Source organism: Aquincola sp. J276, from assembly GCF_024700035.1.
GTDB lineage: Bacteria > Pseudomonadota > Gammaproteobacteria > Burkholderiales > Burkholderiaceae_C > Aquincola > Aquincola tertiaricarbonis.
The window spans coordinates 2,756,339-2,773,144 of sequence record NZ_JAJONC010000001.1 but is presented as its reverse complement, the minus strand read 5'-3'; the positions used below and the strand labels follow the sequence as shown (position 1 = coordinate 2,773,144).

Here is a 16,806-nt window from a genome sequence, read left to right as displayed (position 1 = left end):
GGCGAGCAGGAAACAGCGATGTATGAACTGATTGAGCAGATCACCAACATCGCCCGCGGTATGTACAAGTACCGCTGGCAGGGTGTGCTGGTGGCGTGGATCGTGGCGATCGCCGGCGTCATCGCCGTGCTGCGCATCCCCGATCAGTACGAGGCCAGCGCGCGCATCTTCGTGGACACCCAGTCCATCCTGAAGCCGCTGATGTCCGGCCTGGCGGTGCAGCCCGACGTGAACCAGCAGGTGACGATGCTCAGCCGCACGCTGATCAGCCGGCCCAACATCGAGAAGCTGGTGCGCATGGCCGACCTCGACCTGGAGAACGGCAGCCGCACCGAGCAGGACGCGATGGTCGACCACCTGATGAAGACGCTGCAAATCAAGAGCGCCGACCGCGACAACCTGTACCTGCTGTCCTTCCGCGATTCCGACCCCGAGAAGGCCAAGCGCGCCATCCAGTCGCTGGTGTCCATCTTCGTGGAGTCGAGCCTGGGCGCCAGCCGCAAGGACACCGACAGCGCCAAGGTGTTCATCAACGAGCAGATCAAGAGCTACCAGCAGAAGCTGGAGGAGGCCGAGGCGCGGCTGAAGGACTTCCGCCTGCGCAACATCGACATCCAGTTCGCCGACGGCAAGGATTCCGCCAGCCGCCTGGGTGAACTGATGGCGCAGCTGGAATCGGCCAAGCTGCAGCTGCGCGAGGCCGAGAACTCACGCGATGCGGCCCGCGCCGCGCTGGCCAGCGAAAGCTCGACGGGCATGAACGCCACCTCCCAGAGCCTGCTGGAGGAATCGACCGTCGGCGTGGCCACGCCCGAGATCGACGCCCGCCTGGAAGCGCAGAAGCGCCACCTGGACGCGCTGCTGCAGCGCTTCACCGAGCAGCATCCGGAAGTGATCAGCACCCGCCGGCTGGTCAAGGAACTGGAGAGCCAGAAGGCCGCCGAGACGGCGCGCCTGCGCAAGCGCTCGCTGGCGATGCCGGCCATCGGCAACGGCAACACGACCAGCCTGGCCACCCAGGAAATGAGCCGCGTGCTGGCCAATGCCGAGGTGCAGATCGCCGGCCTGCGGGCCCGCGTGGCGGAGTACGAAGCCCGCTACAACGACGCGCACTCCAAGATCCGCCTGGCGCCCAAGATCGAGGCCGAGGCTGCGCAGCTCAACCGGGACTACGCCATCCACAAGAAGAACTACGAAGACCTGGTGTCGCGCCGCGAGGCCGCCACCATGTCCGGCGACCTGGACACCGCCTCCGGCATGGCCGATTTCCGGCTGATCGAGCCGCCGCGGGTCTCGCCCAAGCCGGTGTCGCCCAACCGCCTGCTGCTGCTGCCGCTCGCGCTGCTGGTGGCCATTGGCGCGGGCCTGTTCATCGCCTTCGGAGCCAGCCAGCTGCGGCCGGTGTTCCATCGGGCGTCCGAACTGCGCAACCGTCTCGACCTGCCCCTGCTCGGCGTCGTCTCGCTCATCCAGAGCGACACCGACCGCCGCCGTGAGCGTGCGGACCTGTTGCGCTTCTCCGCCGCCAGCGCCAGCCTGGTGGCCTTCTTCCTGGTGGGCATGGTGGTCATGTCGATGATGGCGAGCCGATGAGCATGAATGGCAGTTTGATCGAACAGGCCGCCCAGCGGCTCGCCCAGCTGCGCCAGGCCGGCGTGGAGATACCGCAGCTGGACCGGGCCCCCGCCGCCGTGGGCGCCATGCCGCCCGCACAGCCGACCGTGCCTGCCGTGCCGGTGGCCGACGCCGAGCCGGCCGCCCCGCGCCCGGCCTCGCGCAAGATCGACCTCGACCTGGAGGCGCTGGCCGCGCAGGGCATCGTCACGCCCAACGCGCCGCGCTCCACCGTGTCGGACCAATACCGGGTGATCAAGCGCCCGCTGATCCGCAATGCGGTCGGCAAGGGCGTGTCCACCATCACGCACGGCAACCTCATCATGGTCACCAGTGCGCTGGCCGGCGAGGGCAAGAGCTTCACCTCCATCAACCTGGCGATGAGCATCGCCAACGAGCTGGACCACACGGTGATGCTGGTGGACGCCGACGTGGCGCGGCCCTCGCTGCCGCGCATGCTGGGCATTCCCCAAGGCCCCGGCCTGCTGGACCTGCTCAAGCAGACAGCCGAGATGCAGGACGTGCTGCTGCGCACAAACGTCGAGAAGCTCACCATCCTGCCCAGCGGCTCGCCGCACCCGCGGGCCACGGAACTGCTGGCCAGTGACGCGATGCGGCAGCTGCTGGACGACATCGCCACGCGCTACCCCGACCGCATCATCATCTTCGACTCGCCGCCGCTGCTGCTCACGACGGAATCGCGCGTGCTGGCCACCAACATGGGCCAGGTCGTGGTGGTGGTGCATGCCGACAAGACGCTGCAGACCGACGTGGAGCATGCGCTGTCCACCATCGACAACTGCCCGGTGCGCATGCTGCTGCTGAACCAGGCTCGCACGGCCACCACCGACGGCTACTCGTCGGGTTATGGCTACGGATATGGCTACGGCTATGGCTACGGCCATGGTTACGGGCCGGGCGAAGACAAGGCGGCCGAAGCCGCTGCCGAGCCCTCCAGGACCGCGGCGTGACGGTGGGCTTGCCATTGCGGCCTGCGCTGGGAGTCGTTGCGCTCGCTATCACCACGCTGGCCTGCGGCCCCGCCGCCCGGGCGCAGGAAGCCGCCCAGCAGGGCGAGGGCGGCCGGGCCTGGCGCTTCACGCCTTCGCTCAGCGTGCAGCAGACCTTCACCGACAACTACCGCATCCAGCCCGAACGCGAGAGCGATGCGGTGACGCAGGCCACCGTGGGCATGCGGCTGGTGGGCGCCGGCACGCGGCTGCGCGGCGACCTGGACCTGTCGCTCACCGGGCTGGCGTATGCGCGCCACTCGGAAGAAAACAACATCCAGCGCTACCTGCGCGGCAACGGCTCGGTGGAACTGCTCGAGGACCGGGCCTTCGTCGAGGTGAACGGTTCCGTCACGCAGCAGCAGATCTCGGCCTTCGGCCCCGCCACCGACAACCCGGCGCTGGCCAACGACAACCGCACGCAGGTCACCAACCTCACCATCTCCCCGTTCATCCGCGGGCCGCTGGGCGGTTCGGTGCAGTACGAGGCGCGCTACACCTACGGCCTGACGCGCAGCAGCCAGTTCGGCGCCGCCGACTCCAGCACCTCGGGCCTGCTGCTGTCGCTGCAGGGTGGGGACCGGCAACGCACGCTGTCGTGGTCGGTGGCGGCCAACAGCCAGGTGTCCGACTTCTCCGAAGGCGAGGAGTCGGAGTCCGACTCGCTGCGCGGCACGCTCAGCTATCCGGTGCTGCCGTCGGTGGTGCTCACCGGCATCGGCGGCGTGGAGCGCTCCGACCTGCAGAGCGCCACGAAGGAGCGGCACAGCATCTCGGGCCTGCAGCTGGAATGGGTGCCGAGCGAGCGCACCAACCTGTCGGCGCGGTTCGAGCGTCGGTACTTCGGCGACTCGCATGCGGTGAACTTCTCGTTCCGCACGCCGCGCACGGTGTGGACCTTCAGCGATACGCGGGACATCAATCTGCTGGGGGCGGCACGGGCAACACGGGCCTGGGCTCGGTGTACGACGTGCTGTTCCTGCAGTTCGCGTCGGTGGAGCCCGACCTGCAGCGGCGCGACCTGCTTGTGCGCAGCCTCATCACGCAACTCAACCTGAACCCGAACGCCACGGTGATCCCCGGCTTCCTCAGCGCCTCGCCCACCCTGCAGCGGCGGCAGTCGCTCTCCCTGGCGTTGGTGGGAAAGCGCTCGAACCTGCTGCTGCAGGCCTCGCAAAGCAACACGCAGCGGGTGAACAACGTCGCCAGCGGCATCAGCGACGACCTCTCGCGTGCCGACAACGTGCGCCAGCGAGGCTTCGACGTCACCTTCAGCCACAAGCTGACACCCATCGCTTCGGTCAGCACCTCGGTGAGCTGGCAGCGCTCGCGCGGCGATACCAACGCGCAGAGCAGCGCGCTGAAGACCGTGTCCACCGGCTACAACACGCAGATTGGCTACCGCACCTCGCTCAACGTCGGTGCGCGCTACACCCAGTCCACCGGCTCCGTGCAGCCCTATACCGAGCGCGCCGTCTACGGCAGCGTCGGATTCAGTTTCTGACCATGTACGAAGCCTTCTATGGGCTGAGCAACAAGCCCTTCCAGCTCAACCCCGACCCGAGTTTCTACTTCGACAGCAAGCAGCATCGTCGCGCCAAGGCCTACCTCGAGTACGGCGTGATGCGCAACGAGGGCTTCATTGTCATCACCGGCGAGGTGGGCGCGGGCAAGACCACCATCCTGCGCGGCCTGCTCGACAGCCTGAATCGCAGCGACGTGGTGGTAGGCCAGCTCGTGACCACGCAGCTGGACGCGGAGGACACGCTGCGCATGGTGGGCGCCGCCTTCGGCTTCCAGGTCAAGGGCGTCACCAAGTCGGAGCTGCTGATCACGCTGGAGGCCTTCCTCATCGGCCAGGCCAGCCAGGGCAAGCGCTGCCTGCTGGTGGTGGACGAGGCGCAGAACCTGTCGCCGCGTGCGGTGGAAGAGCTGCGCATGCTGTCCAACTACCAGCTGGGCACGCAGGCGCTGCTGCAGAGCTTCCTGGTCGGCCAGCCCGAGTTCCGCGAGATCCTGCAGCGGCCCGAGATGGAGCAGTTCCGCCAGCGCGTGGCGGCCACCTGCCACATCGGCCCGCTGGACCTGGAAGACACCCAGCACTACATCGAGCACCGGCTGAAGTGCGCCGGCGCCAGCGGCAAGCCCGAGTTCGAGGCGGACGCCTTCCAGGCCATCTTCAACGCCAGCCAGGGCATTCCGCGCCGCATCAATGCGGTGTGCGACCGGCTGCTGCTGCTGGGCTACCTGAACAACAAGACGCTGCTGACCGTGGCCGACGTGGACGAGGTGGTGAAGGAGTTCGCCCGCGAAGGCGGCTCTTCCGGCTCCATGCCCGCGCCGGTGGCCGCCGGTGGCCGCGGCCTGGAGCCGGTGGGCTCGATGGGCGACGTGGACATCGATCCTTCCAAGCTGGCGCTCAGCCCAGAGGTGGCCGATGGCATCTCGCGCCAGCTCGACAGCCTCGCCGCCCAGCAGCACGGCGACCGCCTGCAGCGTCTGGAACGCAGCCTGCTGCGGCTGGAGCGCATCAACCTCGAGACGCTGTCGCTGATGCAGCGGCTGGTGGGCGCGCTCAAGCCCAGCGCCGACGGCAGCGAGCGCTGAGCGCGCCCGGGGAGTACGCCATGCCATCCAACGCCATCACCAATGCGCTGACCATCGACGTGGAGGACTACTTCCAGGTCTCCGCCTTCGCGCCCTACATCCGCCGCAGCGAGTGGGACGCGCGTGAATGCCGCGTGGAGGCCAACGTCGACCGCATCCTGGCGATGCTGGACCGGCGCGGCACCCGGGCCACCTTCTTCACGCTGGGCTGGGTGGCCGAGCGCTATCCCGCGCTGGTGCGGCGCATCGTCGCGCAGGGCCACGAGCTGGCCAGCCACGGCTATGGCCACGAGCGGGCCAGCGACCTGACGCCCGAGGCATTCAGCCAGGACATCCGCAGTGCCAAGGCCATCCTGGAAGACCTGTCGGGCCAGCCGGTGCAGGGCTACCGCGCACCCAGCTTTTCCATCGGCGAGCGCAACCTCTGGGCCTTCGATTGCCTGGCCGAGGCCGGCTACCGCTACAGCTCCAGCGTGTACCCCATCCAGCACGACCACTACGGCATGCCGGACGCGCCGCGCTTCGCGCACGAGGTGCGGCCGGGGCTGCTGGAGATCCCGGTCACCACGCTGCGCATGATGAATCGCAACCTGCCTTCCAGCGGCGGCGGCTACTTCCGGCTGCTGCCCTATGCGCTGTCACGCTGGATGCTGAAGCAGGTCAACAGCGGCGACGGCGCCTCGGCCATCTTCTACTTCCATCCGTGGGAGATCGACGCCGGCCAGCCGCGGGTGGCGGGCATCGATGCGAAGACGCGCTTTCGCCACTACGTGAACATCGGCCGCATGGAACGCCGGCTCGAGCAGCTGCTCGCCGACTTCCGCTGGGGCCGCATGGACGAGATCTTCCTGGGCCGGCCGGCCCACTGACCACCATGCTCAAGATCCGTCGGCTCGGCCCGCGCGATGCGGCAGCCGCCTCGCGCTGGGACGCCTTCGTGCAGGCCTGTCCGCAGGCCACGTTCTTCCACCGCGCCGGCTGGCAGACGCTGCTGCGCGAGGTGTTCCACCACCAGACCTTCTTCCTGTGGGCGGAGGATGCGCACGGCATCCGCGGCGTGCTGCCGCTGGCGCATGTGCACAGTGTGATGTTCGGCCAATCGCTGGTGAGCCTGCCCTTCGCCGTGTACGGCGGCGTGGCGGCGCTGGACGACGAGGCCGCGCACGCGCTGGAGCATGAGGCGCAGCAACTGGCCCGCCGGCTGGGCGTGGAGCACCTGGAGATGCGCAACGTGCAGCGCCGCCACGCCGACTGGCCGCTGCAGGACCTGTACGTCACCTTCCGCAAGGAGATCCTGCCCGACGAGGAAGCCAACATGCTGGCCATCCCGCGCAAGCAGCGGGCGATGGTGCGCAAGGGCATCAAGAACGGGCTGCAGGCCACGATCGATCCGGGCATCGAGCGCTTCTTTGCGCTGTATGCCAGCAACGTGCACCGACACGGCACGCCGGCCATGCCCAAGCGCTACTTCCAGGCGCTGCTGGACACCTTCGGCCCCGACGCCGATGTGCTGACCGTCACCACGCCGGAAGGCCAGCCGATCAGCAGCGTGCTGAGCTTCTACTTCCGCGACGAGATCCTGCCGTACTACGCCGGCGACGACGAAGCCGCGCGTGATCTGGCCGGCAACGACTTCAAGTACTGGGCGCTGATGCAGCAGGCCTGCGCCCGCGGGCTGAAGGTGTTCGACTACGGCCGCAGCAAGCAGGGCACGGGCAGTTATGCGTTCAAGAAGAACTGGGGCTTCGAGCCCACGCCGTTGCACTACGAGCACCGCCTGTACAAGCGCGACGCGGTGCCGCAGAACAACCCGAGCAACGCCAAGTACCAGTTGCTGATCAAGACCTGGCGGCGCATGCCCATCGGCCTGGCCAACCGCCTGGGCCCGCTGATCGTGCGCAACCTCGGCTGACAGCCCACGCAGCCATGGCCAACCTGCTGTACCTGGTGCACCGCCTGCCGTACCCGCCCAACAAGGGCGACAAGGTGCGCTCGTACCACGTGCTCAAGCACCTGCTGGCCGGGCACCGGGTGTTCCTGGGCACCTTTGTCGACGACCCCGACGACCAGCAGCATGTGCCGGTGCTGCAGGCGCTGTGCGCCGACGTGTGCGCGGTGCCGCTGCGGCCGGCCACGGCCAAGCTGCGCAGCCTGACGGCCTTGGCCGAAGGCCAGCCGCTCACGCTCAACTACTACCGCAGCCGGCAGCTCGACCAATGGGTGCGGCAGACCGTGCGCAGCCAGGCCATCGACGCGGTGATCGTGTTTTCGTCTTCCATGGCGCAGTACATCCGGCATGCCGAGGACCTGCCGGTGCTGGTGGACCTGGTGGACGTGGACTCAGCCAAGTGGACCGAGTACGCACGGGCGCGCCGGTGGCCGATGTCATGGCTGTACGCCCGCGAGGGCCGGCGCCTGCTGGCCTATGAGCGCCGGATCGCCGCCGCCGCGCACAGCACCTTCCTGGTGACGGAGAAGGAAGCGGCGCTGTTCCGCACCCTGGCGCCGGAATGCGCGCCCCAGGTGCAGGCGCTGGGCAACGGCGTGGACGCCGCCTTCTTCGCGCCCGACGAGGCACGCGCCAACCCGTTCGATGCCGACGAGCTGCCGCTGGTGTTCACCGGCGCGATGGACTATTGGCCCAACGTCGACGCGGTGGAATGGTTCGTGGCCGAGGTGCTGCCCGGCCTGCGCCAGCGCTGGCCGCGCCTGCGGCTGCACATCGTGGGCCGCAGCCCTACGCCGGCGGTGCAGGCCCTGGCCAGCGAGGCGGTGCGGGTCACCGGCACGGTGCCCGACGTGCGGCCCTGGCTGCAGCATGCGACCGCGGTGGTGGCGCCGCTGCGGCTGGCCCGCGGCGTCCAGAACAAGGTGCTCGAAGCGATGGCCATGGCGCGGCCGGTGGTGTGCGCCGGCTCCTGCGCGGAGGCCATCGACGCGTCCGACGGCCACGACCTGCTGGCCGCCGACGAACCGGCCGACTACCTGCGCCAGCTCGACCGGCTGCTGCAGTCGCCCGCGCAGGCCCAGGCGCTGGGTGAGCAGGGCCGCCGCTTCATGCTGCAGCGCTACAGCTGGGCCGCGCGCCTGGCCCCGCTGGACCGGCTGCTGGCACAGGCCGTCGGCGCGCCGGTGCCCCCGGCCGTGCGCTGGCAGGAGAGTGCGGCATGACCACGCGCCAACCCGCCATGTCCCCCGCGCCCATGCTGGCCGACGGCCCCCGCACCGCCGCCGGCTGGCGCGAGGCGGCCCCGGCCATGGCCGCCTATCTGCTGCTGGTGCTGCTGGCCTATCGCGGCACGGCGCTGTCGATGGTGGACATCTGGGAACGCTCGGCCACCTTCACCCACTGCTTCCTGGTGCCGCCGCTGGTGGGCTGGCTGGTGTGGCGGCAGCGGGCGCTGCTGCGCCAGCTCACGCCGGTGGCCGTGCCGGCCATGGTGCCGGTGCTGGGCGCGCTGGCGGTGGCCTGGTGGCTGGGGGAGCTGGCCGACGTCAACGCGGTGACGCAGCTGGCCTTCGTGGCCCTGCTGGCCGCAGGCGTGCCCACGCTGCTGGGCTGGCAGGTGACCCGGGCGCTGCTGTTTCCGCTGGCCTTCCTGTTCTTCGCGGTGCCACTGGGTGAATTCATGACACCCGCGCTAATGCAGCACACCGCCGACTTCACCGTGGCCACGCTGCGGCTGTCGGGCATTCCCGTGTACCGGGAGGGGCTGCAGTTCGTGATCCCGTCCGGACGCTGGTCGGTGGTGGAGGCCTGCAGCGGCATCCGCTACCTGATGGCGTCGTTCATGGTGGGCTCGCTGTTCGCATACCTGAACTACCGCAGCCTGAGCCGCAGACTGGTGTTCTGCCTGCTGTCGCTGGTGGTGCCGGTGTTGGCCAACTGGCTGCGCGCCTATCTCATCGTGCTGGTGGGTCACCTGTCCAACAACCAGATTGCCACCGGCGTGGACCACCTGGTGTACGGCTGGGTGTTCTTCGGCATCGTGATCACCGCGCTGTTCTTCATCGGCGCGCGCTGGTCGGAGCCCGATGCCGCGGTGCCCGAACGCGTGCAGGCGCTCGGCCGCGCCGGGCGTGCGTCGGCCGGCCGTCTGCTGGTGGTGGCGCTGTGCGCCGCGGTGGCAGTGAGCTGGCCCGCCTGGCTGCGGCCGGCCGATGGCCAGCCCGGCCCAGCGCTGGCGCTGAGCCTGCCGGCAGCGGCCGCGCCCGACTGGCAGGCGGCCGACGCGCCCCTGTCCGACTGGCGGCCCGCGGTGGTGGGCGCCCGTGCCGAACAGAGCCGCACCTATGCCGGCCCGGCCGGCCGCGTCGGCCTGCACGTGGCCTACTACCGCCAGCAGCAGGAAGGCAGCAAGGCCGTCAGTTCGGTGAACGCGCTGCTGCGCGTGGGCGACACCCAGCGCCATGCGGTCATCGTGGGCCCGGTGCAGGCACCGGGCGCGGTCGGGGCGGCCGGCTGGCAGGCCACCGAGCTGCGCGGCAGCAGCATCGCCACCGCACAGCAGCAGCCGCCGCTGCTGGTGTGGCGCACCTACTGGATCGGCGGCCAGCTGGTGGGCAACGAAGTGCAGGCCAAGCTGAGGCAGGCCTGGATGCGGGTGCGTGGCGAACCCGACGACGCCGCCATCGTGGTGATCTACACCGAGGCCACGGCCGACGACCAGGCCGCCCGGCGGCTGCAGGCCTTTGCCGCCGCCCACCAGGACACGCTGCTGCGTGCGCTGGACGATGCACGCCGCGCCCGCTGAACCCGGGCTGCGCGCCTGGCTGCGCAGCCGCTTCGAGCTGTCCCGCCACGGCCCCGGCCAGCACCTCCCGGCCATGGACGGGCTGCGCGGCGTGGCCGTGCTGCTGGTGTTCGGGGTGCATTTCGCCACCCAGGCCGAACCCTGGCTGGCCGATGGCATCGTGTTCACGCTGCTGCTGGCGGCGCTGCGCCGCATCGGCCATGCAGGCGTCGACCTGTTCTTCGTGCTCAGCGGCCTGCTGATCTACGGCGCGCTCATCGCCGGGCGCTGGCACTACGCCGGCTTCATGCGGCGGCGGCTGCAGCGGCTGTACCCCACCTTCCTGGCGGTGTTCCTGCTCTACCTGCTGCTGTCACTGCTGATGCCCGGCCAGTCCAAGCTGCCGGCCGCGCCGGCCGATGCGGCGATGTACTTGCTGGCCAACCTGCTGCTGCTGCCCGGGCTGTTCCCCATCGAGCCGATGATCAGCGTGGCCTGGTCGCTCAGCTACGAGCTGGCCTTCTACCTGCTGATGCCGGTGCTGGTGGTGGCGCTGCGGCTGCGGCAGTGGTCGTCCCGCCAGCGGATGCTGCTGTTCCTGGGGCTGGCGCTGCTCACGGCGCTCAACATCGCCACGGTGCAGGGCCACGTGCGCTTCGTCATGTTCCTGGCCGGCGTGCTGCTGTTCGAGGCGATGCAGCGCCGGCCGCCGCTGGCCACGCAGGCGCTGCCGGCGCTGCTGGCCGTGGTGCTGGCGCTGGTGATCGACGGCGTGCGGCCGGTGGGCTCGGTGGGCTTCGCGCTGCGCACGGTGGCCATGGCCGCGGCGTTCTGGCTGCTGTGCCACGTGGCGCTCACCCAGCCGGCCGGGCCGCTGGCGCGGGCGCTGTCCTGGGAGCCGCTGCGCTGGCTGGGGGCGATGAGCTATTCGTTCTACCTGATCCACAGCCTCGCGTTGAAGGCGGTGTTCCTGCTGCTGGCGCATGCCTGGGCGGCGCAGCCGATGCCGGTGGCCTGGCACCTTGCCGCGGCAGCGGTGTCGTTCGGCGGCTCGCTGCTGGCCTCGGCCGCGCTGTTCCTGGCGGTCGAACGGCCGCTCTCGCTGGCACCGCGCCCGCGCCCGGTGGCGTCGGCGGCGCCCGCCCCGGTGGAGGTCACCGGCCGATGACACATGCCGCAGGACACGCGGCCGACGGCCGCCCGCTGGTGATGCACCTGGTGTACCGCTTCGATACCGGCGGGCTGGAGAACGGCGTGGTCAACCTGATCAACCACGGCCGCCGCTACCGGCATGCCGTGGTGGCGATGACCGAGGTGGCGCCCACCTTCAGCCGCCGGGTGCAGCGCGACGACGTGGGCTTCCATTCGTTGCACAAGCCGCCCGGGCATGGCCTGAAGGTGTACCCCGCCCTGTACCGGCTGTGCCGCCAGCTGCGGCCCGACGTGCTGCACACCCGCAACCTGGCGCCGCTGGAGTGCCAGGCTGCCGGCTGGGCGGCGCGGGTGCCGGCGCGGGTGCATGGCGAGCATGGCCGCGACATCGACGACCTGGACGGCAGCAACAAGCGCTACCAGTGGGCGCGCCGCATCTACAGCCCGTTCGTGCAGCGCTACGTGGCGCTGTCGCGCGACCTGGAGCAGTACCTCACGCAGCAGGTGGGCCTGGCGGGCAGCCGCATCGAGCGCATCTGCAACGGCGTGGACAGCGAGCGCTTCCAGCCGGCGCCGGCGCGTGCGCCCATCGAGGGCAGCCCCTTCAATGCGCCGGGCCTGTGGCTGGCCGGCACCGTGGGGCGCATGCAGAGCGTGAAGGCGCAGACGGTGCTGGCGCAGGCCTTCGTGCACGCGCTGCAGCAGCAGCCCGCGCTGCGCGAGCGGCTGCGCCTGGTACTGGTGGGCGACGGCCCGCTGCGCGCGCAGGCCCAGTCCATCCTGCAGCAAGGCGGCGTGGCCGACCTGGCCTGGCTGCCCGGCGAACGCGCCGACGTGCCCGACGTGATGCGCGGGCTGGACTGCTTCGTGCTGCCTTCGCTGGCCGAGGGCATCTCCAACACCATCCTGGAAGCCATGTCCAGCGGCCTGCCGGTGCTGGCCACCGCCGTGGGCGGCAATGCCGACCTGGTGGACGATGGCCGCACCGGCGTCATCGTGCCCGCGGGCGACGCGGACGCGATGGCGGCGGCACTGGTGCAGCTGGCATGCAACCCGCAAGCGGCCGCGGCCATGGGCCGCGCCGGGCGCGAAGCCGTGCTGCAGCGCTTCAGCCTGCAGGCCATGGTGGCGGCGTATGAAGCCCTGTACGACCGGCTGCTCGGCCGGCCGAACATCAACCGTTGAATCAGGACCTATAGACCATGTGCGGCATCACCGGCGTCTTCGACACCCGCGGCCAGCGCGCCGTCATTCCGGCCGTGCTGCGGCGCATGAACGATTCGCAGCACCACCGCGGCCCCGACGAGGGCAGCGTGCATGTGGAACCCGGCGTCGGCTTCGGCCACCGGCGGCTGTCCATCATCGACGTGGCCACCGGCCAGCAGCCGCTGTTCAACGAGGACGGCTCCGTCGTCGTCGTGTTCAACGGCGAGATCTACAACTACCAGAGCCTGATTCCCGAGCTGCAGGCGCTGGGCCACCGCTTCAGTACCAAGAGCGACACCGAGGTGATCGTGCATGCCTGGGAGCAGTGGGGCGAGGACTGCGTCAAGCGCTTCCGCGGCATGTTCGCCTTCGCGCTGTGGGACCGCAACCAGCAGGTGCTGTTCATGGCGCGCGACCGGCTGGGCGTCAAGCCGATGCACTACGCGGTGCTGGACGACGGCATGCTGCTGTTCGGCTCCGAGCTCAAGTCGCTGATGGCCCACGACAGCCTGCGCCGCGACATCGACCCCCTGGCGGTGGAGGAGTATTTCGCGCTGGGCTACGTGGCCGAGCCGCGCACCATCTTCCGCCAGGCGCTGAAGCTGCCGCCGGCTACCACGCTGCTGGTGCGCCGCGGCCAGCCCATCCCGCAGCCCAAGGTGTACTGGGACGTGCGCTTCACGCTCGACAACAAGGCGTCGGAAGAGGAAGCCTGCGAAGAGCTGCTGCGCCGGTTGAAGGAGTCGGTCAAGCTGCGCATGATCGCCGAGGTGCCGCTGGGCGCCTTCCTGTCGGGTGGGGTCGATTCGAGCGCGGTGGTGGCGATGATGGCCGGCCTGTCAGACGGCCCGGTGCAGACCTGCTCCATCGGCTTTGCCGACCCGCAGTACAACGAGAGCGAATTCGCCCAGCGCGTGGCCGAGCGCTACCGCACCGACCACCACGTCGACCAGGTCGATTCCGACGACTTCGACCTCATCGACACCCTGGCCGCGCTGTACGACGAACCCTATGCCGACAGCTCCGCCATCCCCACCTACCGCGTGTGCCAGCTGGCCCGCCAGCATGTGACGGTGGCGCTGTCGGGCGATGGCGGCGACGAGACCTTCGGCGGCTACCGGCGCTACAAGCTGCACATGATGGAAGAGCGCATGCGCGCGTCGCTGCCGGCTTCGGTGCGCACGCCGCTGTTCGGCTTCCTCGGCCGCGTCTACCCCAAGGCCGACTGGGCGCCGCGGGTGCTGCGCGCCAAGACCACCTTCGAGGGCATGGCCCGCACCTCGGTGCAGGCCTACTTCCACAGCATGTCGCAGATCCGCGAGCCGGCGCGCAGCCGGCTCTACAGCCAGCGCCTGCGCTCCGAGCTGGGCGGCTACAGCGCGATGGAGGTGTTCCGCCGCCATGCCGCACGCGCCGGCACCGACGATCCGCTGGCGCTCATCCAGTACATCGACATGCAGACCTACCTGGTGGGCGACATCAACACCAAGGTGGACCGCGCCAGCATGGCCCACTCGCTGGAAGTGCGCGAGCCGCTGATGGACCACGAGCTGGTGGAATGGGCCGCCACGCTGCCCTCGGCGCTCAAGCTGCAGGGCGGCAACGGCAAGAAGGTGCTGAAGAAGGCGCTGGAGCCGGCGCTGCCGCACGACGTGCTGTACCGGCCGAAGATGGGCTTTGCGGTGCCGCTGGCGCGCTGGTTCCGCGGCCCGCTGAAGCAGCGCGTGCGCGGCTCGCTGCTGCAGGGCCCGATGCTGGACGGCGGCTGGTTCGATCCCTCGGTCATCCGCAGGATGGTGGAAGACCATGAAAGCGGCCGCCATGACCACAGCACGCCGCTGTGGTCGCTGCTGATGTTCGACGCCTTCCTTCGCCGCTCCATCGGCGAGCTGCCGGCCGCCCGCCAAGCCGCATGAAGATCCTGTACCACCACCGCACGGCCTCCAAGGACGGCCAGGCCGTGCACATCGAGGAGCTGATCGCCGCGCTGCGCGAGCAGGGCCACGAGGTGCGCGTGGTCGCGCCGCAGGCGCCGCAGGGCGAGGGCATGGGCGGCGAGGTGGGCTGGGTGCAGAAGCTGCGCGCCGCCCTGCCCAAGGCCTGCTACGAGCTGCTGGAACTGGCCTATTCCGCCGTGGCCTACCGACGGCTGGCCGCCGCGGCGCGGGAGTTCCAGCCCGACGCCCTCTATGAGCGCTACAACCTCTTCCTGCTGGCCGGCGTGATGCTCAAGCGCAAGCTGGGCATCCCGCTGCTGCTGGAGGTGAATGCGCCGCTGGCCGAGGAACGCGCCCGCTTCGGCGGGCTGGGCCTGCCGCGGCTGGCCCGCTGGGCGGAAGACTTCGCCTGGCGCGGCGCCGACGTGGTGCTGCCGGTCACCCGGGTGCTGGCCGACCAGGTGCGCGCCCGCGGCGTGCCCGACAGCCGCCTGGTGGTGGTGCCCAACGGCATCAACGAGGCGCACTTCGCCGCCGCCCCCCACGCCGCAGGCCGCCCGTGCGTTGCTGGGCCCGGGCTGGGAGAACGCGCTGGTGCTCGGCTTCACCGGCTTCGTGCGCGACTGGCACGGCGTGGACCGCGTGCTGCACTGGATGGCCAGCCCGTCGGCCGACCCGCGGGCCCGGCTGCTGATGGTGGGCGACGGCCCGGCCCGGCCCGAGCTGGAGCGCCTGGCTGCCGAGCTGGGCCTGGGCGAGCGGGTGCGCTTCACTGGCGTGGTGAACCGGGAGGAGGTGCCCGCGCTGGTGGCCGCCTTCGACATCGCGCTGCAGCCGGCGGTCGTGGCCTATGCCTCGCCGCTGAAGCTGTTCGAGTACCTGGCGCTGGGCAAGGCCATCATCGCGCCGCGCCAGCCCAACATCGAGGAAGTGCTGGTGGACGGCAGCAATGCGCTGCTGTTCGACCCGGCGCGGCCCGAGGCCTTCGAGGCCGGGCTCACCCGCCTGGGCAGCGACGCCGCGCTGCGGCAGCGGCTGGCCGCGGGTGCCGCCGCCTCCATCCACCAGCAGGGCCTCACCTGGCAGGCCAATGCCCGCCGGGTGGCGGCGCTGGCCGCCCGCTGATCCCCCAAAAGAGAAGCGCTTCCCCCGCCGCGCCGCGTCCGACCGTGATCTTCTTGTCAGCGCCCGATGGCGGGATGGTGCAGTGCAATGGGCCGGCGCTATGCTCTGCGGCCGCCGCGGGAGCGCCTGCGGCCGGCCGTGCCGCCCGCGCCCGCACCCGACGGCGCCCCTTGTTACGCGTCACACCACCCGCCCGATGAGCCGCCCGCTGCGCACACTGCTGTTCTCGACGCTGTACCCGAGCAGCGCCCGCCCGGTGCACGGCATCTTCGTGGAAACGCGCCTGCGCGAGCTGTTGGCCCAGGGCAACATCGAGACACGCGTGGTGGCCCCGGTGCCGTGGTTCCATTCGCAGGACCCGCGGCACGGCGAGCGCGCCGCCATGGCCCGCACGCCGCCGCGCGAAACCCGCCACGGCATCGACGTGCGCCACCCGCGCTATCCGCTGCTGCCCAAGGTAGGCATGACGGTGGCGCCTGCGCTGCTGGCCCTGTGGGCGCGGCCCGCGGTGCAGGCGGTGCTGGACGAAGGATTCGACTTCGACGTGATCGACGCGCACTACTTCTACCCAGACGGCGTGGCCGCGGCCCTGCTGGCCCGGCATTTCCGCAAGCCGCTGGTGATCACCGCCCGCGGCACCGACCTGAACCTGATCCCGCAGTACGCCCTGCCGCGCCGCATGATCCAGTGGGCGGCCCGCCAGGCCGATGCCTCCATCGGCGTATGCGCCGCGTTGATGGACGTGCTGGCCGGGCTCGGCATCGAGCCGGCGCGGCTGCACGTGATGCGCAACGGCGTCGATCTGCAGCGGTTTCGCCCGCTGCCGCCCACGCAGATGCGCAGCGAGCTGGGCGTGGACGGCGCACCGCTGCTGCTGTCGGTGGGCCATCTGATCGAGCGCAAGGGCCACCATGTGGCCATCGATGCGCTGGCCAGCCTGGCCGGCACCCATCCGCAGGCGCGGCTGGTGATCGCTGGCGAGGGCGAGGAGCGGCAGCGCCTGCTGCAGCGCGCGCAACAGCGCGGCGTGGCCGACCGGGTGACCCTGGTGGGCAGCATTTCCAACGTGGAGCTGCTGCGCTGGTACAGCGCGGCCGATGCGCTGCTGCTGGCCTCCAGCCGCGAGGGCTGGGCCAACGTGCTGCTGGAGGCCATGGCGTGCGGCACGCCGGTGGTGGCCACGCGCATCTGGGGCACGCCCGAGGTGGTGGCCAGCGACGCGGTGGGCCGGCTGGTGGCCGAGCGCAGCGGCGACGCCTTCGCGCAGGCGGTGCGCGACCTGCTGGCCGCGGCGCCCGACCGCGCGGCGGTGCGGCGCTATGCGGAAGGCTTCAGCTGGGAAGCCACCAGCCAGGCGCAGCTGCGGTTGTTCCGGTCGCTGGCGGTGCAGCCGGCCGAGGTGCTGAGCCATGTCTGACCTGC

The 16,806-nt window shown here is 70.5% G+C and carries 14 protein-coding genes and 1 pseudogene; all 15 read left to right on the top strand.

Annotation, left to right across the window (positions count from 1 at the left end):
• The first annotated feature begins 18 nt into the window (after positions 1-18).
• The 15 genes and pseudogenes from LRS14_RS12710 to LRS14_RS12640 all read left to right on the top strand — a co-directional run bounded on the left by LRS14_RS12710 (position 19) and on the right by LRS14_RS12640 (position 16,801).
• A complete protein-coding gene (locus LRS14_RS12710; RefSeq protein ID WP_257799769.1) occupies positions 19-1,593 on the top strand; it encodes an XrtA system polysaccharide chain length determinant in 1,575 nt (524 codons plus the stop codon).
• A 2-nt stretch (positions 1,594-1,595) separates the two neighbouring features.
• On the top strand, positions 1,596-2,585 hold the full coding sequence (locus LRS14_RS12705; RefSeq protein ID WP_257799768.1) for an XrtA-associated tyrosine autokinase: 990 nt from the start codon (positions 1,596-1,598) through the stop codon (positions 2,583-2,585).
• A complete protein-coding gene (locus tag LRS14_RS12700) occupies positions 2,582-3,682 on the top strand; it encodes a TIGR03016 family PEP-CTERM system-associated outer membrane protein (RefSeq protein ID WP_257799767.1) in 1,101 nt (366 codons plus the stop codon). The genes LRS14_RS12705 and LRS14_RS12700 overlap by 4 nt, the downstream gene beginning before the upstream one ends.
• Complete coding sequence (locus LRS14_RS12695; protein WP_257799766.1) at positions 3,586-4,128, top strand: hypothetical protein; 543 nt, start codon at positions 3,586-3,588, stop codon at positions 4,126-4,128. The genes LRS14_RS12700 and LRS14_RS12695 overlap by 97 nt, the downstream gene beginning before the upstream one ends.
• A 2-nt stretch (positions 4,129-4,130) precedes the next feature.
• Positions 4,131-5,231 carry an XrtA/PEP-CTERM system-associated ATPase gene (locus LRS14_RS12690; RefSeq protein WP_257799765.1) on the top strand — a complete coding sequence of 367 codons (1,101 nt, stop codon included), beginning with the start codon at positions 4,131-4,133 and terminating at the stop codon, positions 5,229-5,231.
• A 20-nt stretch (positions 5,232-5,251) separates the two neighbouring features.
• Complete coding sequence (locus LRS14_RS12685) at positions 5,252-6,100, top strand: XrtA system polysaccharide deacetylase (RefSeq protein ID WP_046113032.1); 849 nt, start codon at positions 5,252-5,254, stop codon at positions 6,098-6,100.
• Positions 6,101-6,105: 5 nt separating this feature from the next.
• Entirely contained in the window at positions 6,106-7,143 is a 1,038-nt protein-coding gene (locus LRS14_RS12680) for a FemAB family XrtA/PEP-CTERM system-associated protein (protein WP_257799764.1), read from the top strand.
• A gap of 14 nt (positions 7,144-7,157) precedes the next feature.
• Positions 7,158-8,402, top strand: coding sequence for a TIGR03087 family PEP-CTERM/XrtA system glycosyltransferase (locus LRS14_RS12675; protein WP_257799763.1), 1,245 nt, complete (start codon positions 7,158-7,160; stop codon positions 8,400-8,402).
• Positions 8,399-9,985, top strand: coding sequence for an exosortase A (gene xrtA / locus LRS14_RS12670; protein WP_257799762.1), 1,587 nt, complete (start codon positions 8,399-8,401; stop codon positions 9,983-9,985). The genes LRS14_RS12675 and xrtA overlap by 4 nt, the downstream gene beginning before the upstream one ends.
• On the top strand, positions 9,966-11,132 hold the full coding sequence (locus tag LRS14_RS12665) for an acyltransferase (RefSeq protein ID WP_257799761.1): 1,167 nt from the start codon (positions 9,966-9,968) through the stop codon (positions 11,130-11,132). The genes xrtA and LRS14_RS12665 overlap by 20 nt, the downstream gene beginning before the upstream one ends.
• The gene (locus LRS14_RS12660) at positions 11,129-12,301 is read left to right on the top strand and encodes a TIGR03088 family PEP-CTERM/XrtA system glycosyltransferase (protein WP_257799760.1); all 1,173 of its coding nucleotides are present in this window, start codon (positions 11,129-11,131) and stop codon (positions 12,299-12,301) included. Before LRS14_RS12665 ends, LRS14_RS12660 begins: the two co-directional genes overlap by 4 nt.
• 17 nt (positions 12,302-12,318) lie before the next feature.
• The gene (locus LRS14_RS12655; RefSeq protein ID WP_257799759.1) at positions 12,319-14,238 is read left to right on the top strand and encodes an XrtA/PEP-CTERM system amidotransferase; all 1,920 of its coding nucleotides are present in this window, start codon (positions 12,319-12,321) and stop codon (positions 14,236-14,238) included.
• A pseudogene (locus LRS14_RS12650) lies at positions 14,235-14,720 on the top strand (glycosyltransferase); the annotation flags it as partial. The gene LRS14_RS12655 and the pseudogene LRS14_RS12650, both read left to right, overlap by 4 nt.
• Before the next feature lie 103 nt (positions 14,721-14,823).
• Positions 14,824-15,384: a glycosyltransferase gene (locus LRS14_RS12645; protein ID WP_257799758.1), complete on the top strand. Its 561-nt coding sequence runs from the start codon at positions 14,824-14,826 to the stop codon at positions 15,382-15,384.
• Between the two features lie 196 nt (positions 15,385-15,580).
• Positions 15,581-16,801: a glycosyltransferase family 4 protein gene (locus tag LRS14_RS12640; RefSeq protein WP_257799757.1), complete on the top strand. Its 1,221-nt coding sequence runs from the start codon at positions 15,581-15,583 to the stop codon at positions 16,799-16,801.
• Positions 16,802-16,806: the final 5 nt, after the last annotated feature.

Bases quoted from the DNA above. Each gene is read 5' to 3' on its own strand.
- LRS14_RS12710 (WP_257799769.1), top strand. From the start codon at position 19: ATGTATGAACTGATTGAGCAGATCACCAACATCGCCCGCGGTATGTAC.
- LRS14_RS12705 (WP_257799768.1), top strand. From the start codon at position 1,596: ATGAATGGCAGTTTGATCGAACAGGCCGCCCAGCGGCTCGCCCAGCTG.
- LRS14_RS12690 (WP_257799765.1), top strand. From the start codon at position 4,131: ATGTACGAAGCCTTCTATGGGCTGAGCAACAAGCCCTTCCAGCTCAAC.
- LRS14_RS12685 (WP_046113032.1), top strand. From the start codon at position 5,252: ATGCCATCCAACGCCATCACCAATGCGCTGACCATCGACGTGGAGGAC.
- LRS14_RS12680 (WP_257799764.1), top strand. From the start codon at position 6,106: ATGCTCAAGATCCGTCGGCTCGGCCCGCGCGATGCGGCAGCCGCCTCG.
- LRS14_RS12675 (WP_257799763.1), top strand. From the start codon at position 7,158: ATGGCCAACCTGCTGTACCTGGTGCACCGCCTGCCGTACCCGCCCAAC.
- xrtA (WP_257799762.1), top strand. From the start codon at position 8,399: ATGACCACGCGCCAACCCGCCATGTCCCCCGCGCCCATGCTGGCCGAC.
- LRS14_RS12665 (WP_257799761.1), top strand. From the start codon at position 9,966: ATGCACGCCGCGCCCGCTGAACCCGGGCTGCGCGCCTGGCTGCGCAGC.
- LRS14_RS12660 (WP_257799760.1), top strand. From the start codon at position 11,129: ATGACACATGCCGCAGGACACGCGGCCGACGGCCGCCCGCTGGTGATG.
- LRS14_RS12655 (WP_257799759.1), top strand. From the start codon at position 12,319: ATGTGCGGCATCACCGGCGTCTTCGACACCCGCGGCCAGCGCGCCGTC.
- LRS14_RS12640 (WP_257799757.1), top strand. From the start codon at position 15,581: ATGAGCCGCCCGCTGCGCACACTGCTGTTCTCGACGCTGTACCCGAGC.